The organism is Cupriavidus sp. CuC1 (genome assembly GCF_044627735.1).
GTDB classification, from domain to species: Bacteria; Pseudomonadota; Gammaproteobacteria; order Burkholderiales; family Burkholderiaceae; genus Cupriavidus; species Cupriavidus ulmosensis.
Genome location: NZ_JBIUHC010000275.1, coordinates 1 through 7,471, shown reverse-complemented (window position 1 = coordinate 7,471; position 7,471 = coordinate 1). Strand labels below are relative to the sequence as shown.

General features: G+C 69.3%; 3 protein-coding genes and 1 other RNA gene. 3 read left to right on the top strand and 1 reads right to left on the bottom strand.

What is annotated here, in order from left to right:
- The coding region (locus tag ACGLHR_RS49865; RefSeq protein ID WP_400103298.1) for a UvrD-helicase domain-containing protein at positions 1 to 3,288 on the top strand (3,288 nt) is incomplete at its 5' end.
- Between the two features lie 199 nt (positions 3,289 to 3,487).
- Here ACGLHR_RS49865 and ffs read toward each other — a convergent pair.
- An RNA gene (gene ffs / locus ACGLHR_RS49860) (signal recognition particle sRNA small type) lies at positions 3,488 to 3,586 on the bottom strand.
- Between the two features lie 116 nt (positions 3,587 to 3,702).
- Here ffs and ACGLHR_RS49855 point away from each other — a divergent pair.
- A complete protein-coding gene (locus tag ACGLHR_RS49855) occupies positions 3,703 to 6,213 on the top strand; it encodes an adenosylcobalamin-dependent ribonucleoside-diphosphate reductase (protein WP_400103296.1) in 2,511 nt (836 codons plus the stop codon).
- A gap of 82 nt (positions 6,214 to 6,295) precedes the next feature.
- On the top strand, positions 6,296 to 7,471 hold a 1,176-nt coding region (gene dnaX, locus ACGLHR_RS49850), incomplete at its 3' end, for a DNA polymerase III subunit gamma/tau (RefSeq protein WP_400103294.1).

Genomic DNA, 7,471 nt, shown 5'->3' with positions numbered 1-7,471 from the left:
AGCGGCCTGCACGCGCAGGTGCTGACCGCGCCCAGGCGCATGGCCATCGACACCTTCCACGGCTGGTTCGGCACGCTGCTGCGCGGCGCGCCGCTGGCGTCGGGCATCGTGCCGGGCGCCACGCTGCGCGAAGACGCGCTGCGCATGAAGCGCGAGGCATGGGCGCCGTTCTGGCAGGCCCTGGCCACGCCGCCATATGCCAACCTGCGCGTGGCCTTCGAGCGGCTGGTGGACGCCATCGGCGAGTTCCAGGCGCGGGCCTTGCTGGACGCCATGTTCCATGCGCGCAGCGAATGGTTTGCCTTGCGCGAAAGCGCCGATCCCGCCGAGGCGCTCGCCGCGGACCTGGGCGAGGATGCCCAGATCGACGTGTTGCTGGAAGTGCTGGCCGATGACAGCTGGCTCGACGCCTGCCAGGGCATGGCGTCGCAACTGGGCCGGGGCGGCAAGACCGAGCAGGCCCACGCCACGCGCCTGGCCGATGCGATCCAGGCGATCCGCGCCTGGCGCGAGGCGGGCGCCGAAGGGGGCGAGCCCGCCGAGCGCACTTTCGCGATCTTGCGCGACGCGTTTTTCACCGCCGCCGGCAAGCCGCGCTCCTTGCGCGCCACCACGGCGCTGACCAAGGCGCTCGGCGGCGAGGCCATGGTCGATGCGTTCCTCGCGGAGCACGGCGAGATGTGCGCCGCGTTGGAGCAAGTCGCGCAGCGCCGCTGCGAGGCCGCGGTGCTGGCCGTCAACCTGGCGCTGTACGAACTGGGCGACGCGCTGCTGACGCGCTACCAGCATCACAAGTCCGAGCAGCGTGCGATGGACTTTGCCGACCTCGAATGGCTGGCCGCGCGGCTGATGCGCGACGAAGAGACCGCGACCTACCTGCAGGTCCGGCTCGATGCGCGCTACCGCCACCTGTTGCTCGACGAGTTCCAGGACACCAACCCGCTGCAATGGCGCATCCTGCAGGGCTGGCTGGCTGGTTACGCGGGCCTGGGCGAGCGGCCCACGGTGTTCCTCGTGGGTGACCCGAAGCAATCGATTTATCGCTTCCGCCGCGCCGATGCGCGCCTGTTCCAGACCGCCAGCGAGATGCTGCTGGCGGGCTTCGGCGCCACCGTGCTGCGGACCAATCGTACCCGCCGCAACCGCCCGGAAGTGCTCGACTGGGTCAACGCGGTGTTCGACACCGCGCGCGCGGACGGGCGCTATCCGCTGTTCGAGACGCAGACGACCGCACTGGACGAGCCGGGCGGCCCGGTGTGGCTGCTGCCGCTGGTCGAGCCCGAGGCGGAGCCGGCCGGAACGCAGGCCCCGCAAGGGGAGGCTGAGCAAGCCGAGGCCGCGCAGGACGCCGCCACGCACCGCGATACGCTGACGCAGCCGCGCCAGCACGAGGGCGATTCGCTAAGGCTTGAAGAAGGCCGGCGCGTGGCCGCCTGGTTAAAGCACATCCGCGCCACGGTGCCCGTTGCCGACAGCGGGGGCCCGCGGCCCGCGCGCTGGAGCGATGTGCACTTGCTGGTGCGCCGCAAGACCCATCTGGCGGAATACGAACGCGCCTTCCGCGAGGCCGGCATTCCCTGCCTGAGCCCGCGCCGCGGCGGTTTGCTGGCCACGCTGGAAGCGCTCGACCTGTCGGCGCTGCTGGCGTTCCTGATGACGCCGGAGTCTGACCTGGACCTGGCCCATGTGCTCAAGAGCCCGCTGGTGGGCGCGACCGACGAGGACCTGATCGCCATCGCGCAGATGACCCAGGCGCGCGAGCCGCGGCCCGGCTGGTGGGCCTGCCTGCGGGAGCAGGGGCTGCCCGAGTTCGGCAGCCCGGCACTGCGCGATGGCGTGGCGCGTCTGCGCCACTGGCTGGAAGTGGCGCCGCATCGCCCGGTGCATGACCTGATCGACCACATCTACCATGGCGGCGAAGTGCGCCGGCGCTATGCCGAAGCCGCACCCGCCGAAATCCGCGACCAGGTGCTGGCCAACCTCGATGCCTTCCTCAAGCTCTCGCTCGATCTCGACGGCGGGCGCTATCCGAGCCTGCCGAAGTTCATCGACGAGTTGCAGGAAATCCGGCGTGGCGAAGAAGGCGAAAGCCCGGACGAAGGCGGCATGGCCGACAGTGCGCAAGACGCGGAAGGCGAAGCCGATGCGGACACCGATGCCGCCGACAATGCGCAGGACGCGGTCCACATCCTCACCGTGCACGCGGCCAAGGGGCTGGAGGCTCCGTTCGTCGTGCTGCTGGACGCGAACCACAGCGATGCCGCCGCGGACCGGGGCGGCATCCTGATCGACTGGCCGCCTTCGTCCGCGGTGCCGGTGCATTTCTCCGCCTACGGCAAGCGCAGCACGCGCGGGCTGGCTCGCGCGCCGTTGTTCGAGGCCGAGGCCGCCTTGGCCGAGCGCGAGAACTGGAACCTGCTCTATGTGGCGATGACGCGCGCGCGCCAGGGCTTGCTGGTGAGCGGCGTCAAGGGGCGCGCATCGCGCGGCGCCGACAGCGCCGAGGGCAACCGCGAGATCGCCGGCAGCTGGTATGCGCGGCTGCTGGCGGCCGGGGTCGGCGTGGAAGTCGAGCCGCTCCCCGCGGCCACCGCGCAGGATGTGGCGGATGCCGCCGCCAGCAATGACGCGCGCGTGCGCTTTACCGATTTTCGCCAGCGTTACCGCGAAGCGGCCGAGAGCCTGGCGCCGGTGCTGGCGTGGGAAGACGAGGAAGCGGAGCAGGGCGCTGCCCGGGGCGAGGATGGCGACCACACGATCGTGTTCGATGCCGACGCGGCGCGCCATGGCGAGTTGTTGCACGCGCTGCTGGAACGTGTGACGCGCTATCCGGAGGCGTTCGAGGGGTTGCCCACGCCCGAGGTGGTGATGCGCTGGTTCCCGCTGGCGGGCGCCGGCACGGCGCAGGCGCGCACGCTGTGGCGGGACCAGGCGCATGCCGCGGTCGAAGGCGCCCGGTTGATGCTGGACGCGCCGGCATTGCGGCCGTTGCTGTTCCCGCAAGCCGCGCTCAGCGCGCGCAACGAGGTCGAGCTTTACGATGCGCGCGGCCGCCTGCTGCGGATCGACCGCCTGGTGGAGTTTGCCGATCGGGTGGTGATCATCGATTACAAGCTGCGCCTGCTGCCGCAGGAGCACGCGGCCTACGCGCAGCAGCTCGCGGGCTACGTGGCGGCCGTCAGGCCCATGTTCCCGGGGCGGCGGGTCGAGGCCGGCGTGGCCACGGCCGACGGGGAGTGGATTGCGGCGGATGCGCTGCACACGTCGCGCCAGGGCACGCTGTTCTAGGCGGGGGCTGGATCAAGGAGAACGGGAGGGCGTTGCGTGGATACCGATTCTGCGATGCCTTGCCGAACGTTGTGGCGGGCGGATGGTCGGTGCCGTCAATATGCCATCAACGGCTTGATGCGCTGACTTGAAGAAAGCGCGATGATGCGAAGGGGGTTGCTGCGGGATAGCTGTGGAAACCAGCTAGGGAAGATGTTAGGGGGACGAGCCCGACCCTCGGCACTGGCGGAAAACGGCTGTGGCTGCTTCGTTCCCGACCTGACCAGGTTGACCGCGCCACCATGCGAGGAGGCCCGTCCGGTCGGCATTGTAACCCAGAGCGGGCGGGTCCGGCGTATTTCCGCGAAATTGATTGCGTAAATTGATTGAGTCGATTGATTGAGTCATGCAACCCAGACACCTGCGAGATCCACGATGAATGCCAAAGACCAGATGCTCCGCGCCACGCTGCCGCCCCAGGACATCTCCACGGAGGTCCTGCTGGAGAAGTACGCCAAGGGTGAGGAAGCGACTGCCGCCGATGTGCGCCAGCGGGTGGCGCGCGCGCTGGCCGAGGCGGAGCCCGAGGCGCAGCGTGAGCAATGGGCCGAGCGTTTCCTGTGGGCGCAGGAGCAGGGCTTCGTGCCGGCCGGGCGCATCAACTCGGCGGCGGGAACACGCATCGAGGCCACGCTGATCAACTGCTTCGTGCAGCCGGTGGGCGACTCCGTGTCCGAAGCGCGTGACGGCAAGCCGAGCATCTACACCGCGGTGGCGCAGGCTGCGGAGACCATGCGGCGCGGCGGCGGCGTGGGCTATGACTTCTCCGCGATCCGCCCAGCCGGCGCGCTGGTGCGGGGCACGCACTCGCGCGCCTCGGGGCCGGTGTCGTTCATGAGGGTGTTCGATGCGTCCTGCGCCACGGTGGAGTCCGCCGGTTCGCGCCGTGGGGCGCAGATGGGGGTGCTGCGCTGCGACCACCCGGATATCGAGACCTTCATCCACGCCAAGGACCAGGGCGACCTGACCAACTTCAATCTCTCGATCGGCGTGGGCGACGACTTCATGCGCGCGGTCGAGGCCGATGGCGAGGTCGAACTGGTGCACGAGGCCGAGCCCGCGGCGCAAACCATCGCCGATGGCGCCTACCGGCGCGACGACGGGCAGTGGGTCCATCGCCGCGTGCCGGCGCGCCAGTTGTGGGACCAGGTGATGCAGGCCACCTACGACCATGCGGAGCCCGGCATCCTGTTCCTGTCGCACATCAACGACGACAACAATCTCTATTATTGCGAGCGCATCGAGGCCACCAATCCCTGCGCGGAGCAGCCGCTGCCGGCCTATGGCTGCTGCGACCTCGGCTCGATCGACCTGACCCGCTTCGTGCGCCAGCCCTTCGGCACGGACAGCCGCTTTGATTTCGAGGCCTTCGCCGAGGTGGTGCGGCTGGCGGTGCGCATGCTCGACAACGTGCTCGACGTCACCTACTGGCCGTTGCCGGAGCAGCAGGCCGAGGCACACGCCAAGCGGCGCATCGGCCTGGGCTTCCTCGGGCTGGGCAGCGCGCTGGTGATGCTGGGCATCCGCTACGACAGCGAGGCGGGGCGCGCGCTGGCCGCGCGCATCGCGCAGACCCTGCGCGATACCGCCTACCTGGCATCGGCCGGGCTGGCACGGGAGAAGGGCGCCTTCCCCCTCTTCAACGCCGAGGCGTACCTGGCCAGCGGCTTCGCGCGGCGCCTGCCGCCGGCGGTGCGCGAAGCCATCGGCCGCGACGGCATCCGCAACTCGCACCTGCTGTCGATCGCCCCGACCGGCACCATCACGCTGGCGTTTGCCGACAACGCCTCCAACGGCATCGAACCCGCCTTCTCGTGGACCTACAACCGCAAGAAACGCATGGCGGACGACAACTACAAGGTGTTCGAGGTGGCGGATCATGCCTGGCGCCTTTATCGCCACCTCGGCGGCGATATGGCGCAGTTGCCCGACAGCTTTGTCACGGCGCTGCAGATGTCGGCGCTGGATCATATGAAGATGCTCGAGGCGGTCCAGCCCTATATCGACACCAGCATCAGCAAGACGGTGAACGTGCCGGAGGACTACCCGTACGAGGCCTTCCGCAACCTTTACCTGGAAGCCTGGCGCGCGGGGCTCAAGGGGCTCGCCACGTACCGCCCCAACAGCGTGCTGGGCGCAGTGCTGTCGGTGACGCCGCCTCCGGCGGGCGCCCCTGATGCACTTGCCGCGCCCGCTGTGACGGACGATCCGCTGCGCAAGCCATTCGCGAGCCGTCCGGTGGGCGACCTCGAAGGGGTGACTTCCAAGGTCGAGTACATGACCTATGAGGGGCACAAGACGGTCTACCTGACGGTCAACTTCATGCGCGTGGCCGGTCTGCTCGACGGCAAGCCCGTAGCCGTGGAGCGCCCGGTGGAGTTCTTCATGCCGGCCGGGCAGCGCAACGACGGCCAGCAGTGGATCACCTCTACCATGCGGCTGCTGTCGATGGTGGCGCGTTCCGGCGGCTCGATCGCCAAGGCATTGGCCGATATGCGCAATGTTGTATGGGACAAGGGCACGGTGCGCTATGGCACGCTGGCGCGCCAGGACGGCACCGAGGTGCCGCGCTTCCATGATTCCGAGGTGGCGGCGATCGGCTACGCCCTGCAACGCATCCTGATCAAGCGAGGGTTCCTCGACGCGGAAGGCGCCCAGGTGCCGGTGGCGGCGCTTGCGGCCCGTCTGGCCGGGCTGGAAGGGCCCGGCTGGGGCGGCGTCGATGGCGGGGGCGCGGCCCAGGCCGCACGCTCCGGCGGCTTGCCGGCCGCCGGGCTGGGGCTGGGCTCGGGCAAGCCTTGCCCGGAGTGCGGCGCCCATGCCCTGCACAAGGTAGATGGCTGCGCCAAGTGCGCCAACTGCGGTTATGTCGGGGAATGTGGCTAGGGGCTTGGGGCGTAGGGCAACGCACCCGGGACGCATGTGAATCCCGCCTGAAGGACGGCCGCCTTTTGCTACAATCGCCGCCATGAGTTATCAAGTGCTAGCGCGCAAATGGCGCCCCCGGGATTTCACCACGCTGGTCGGCCAGGAGCACGTGGTCCGCGCGCTCACGCACGCGCTGGAACAACAGCGGCTGCACCATGCCTACCTGTTCACCGGCACGCGGGGCGTCGGCAAGACCACGCTGTCCCGGATCCTCGCCAAGGCGCTGAACTGCATCGGGCCGGACGGCACGGGCGATATCACCGCGCAGCCTTGCGGGGTGTGCAAGGCCTGCACCGAGATCGATAGCGGGCGCTTCGTCGACTATATCGAGATGGACGCAGCCTCCAACCGGGGCGTCGACGAAATGGCGTCCCTGCTGGACAAGGCGGTGTACGCACCCACGGCGGGGCGCTTCAAGGTCTACATGATCGACGAAGTGCACATGCTGACCAACCACGCCTTCAACGCCATGCTGAAGACGCTGGAAGAGCCGCCCGCGCACGTCAAGTTCATCCTGGCGACCACCGACCCGCAGAAGATCCCGGTCACGGTGCTGTCGCGCTGCCTGCAGTTCAACCTCAAGCAGATGCCGCCGGGCCATATCGTCAGCCACCTCGACCACGTGCTGGGCGAGGAGGGCATCGTGCGCGAGCCCAACGCGCTGCGCCTGCTGGCCCAGGCCGCCCACGGCTCGATGCGCGACGCGCTGTCGCTGACCGACCAGGCTATCGCCTATAGCGCCGGCCAGGTGTCCGAGGCCGCCGTGCGCGGCATGCTGGGCGCGATCGATCAAAGCTACCTGGTGCAACTGCTGGATGCGCTGGCCGCCGAAGACGGCGGCGCCATGCTGGCGGTGGCGGACGGCATGGCCGATCGCAGCCTGTCGTTTGCCGGCGCCTTGCAGGACCTGGCCTCGCTGCTGCACAAGATCGCGCTGGCGCAGGCGGTGCCTGCCTCGGTCCAGGAAGAATGGCCGGAAGCCGCGGAAGTGCGCCGCTTTGCCGCCGCCTTCGATGCGCAGGAAGTGCAGCTGTTCTACCAGATCGCCAACCTTGGCCGCAGCGAGCTGGCGCTGGCGCCCGACGAATACGCGGGCTTCACCATGACGCTTTTGCGCATGCTGGCGTTCCGCCCGTCGGCCAGCCCCACGCCCACGGTGGCGCAGGGTGGTGGCCAACCGGCGCCGCGCGCGCGCGGTGCCGCCACGCCGGCGGGC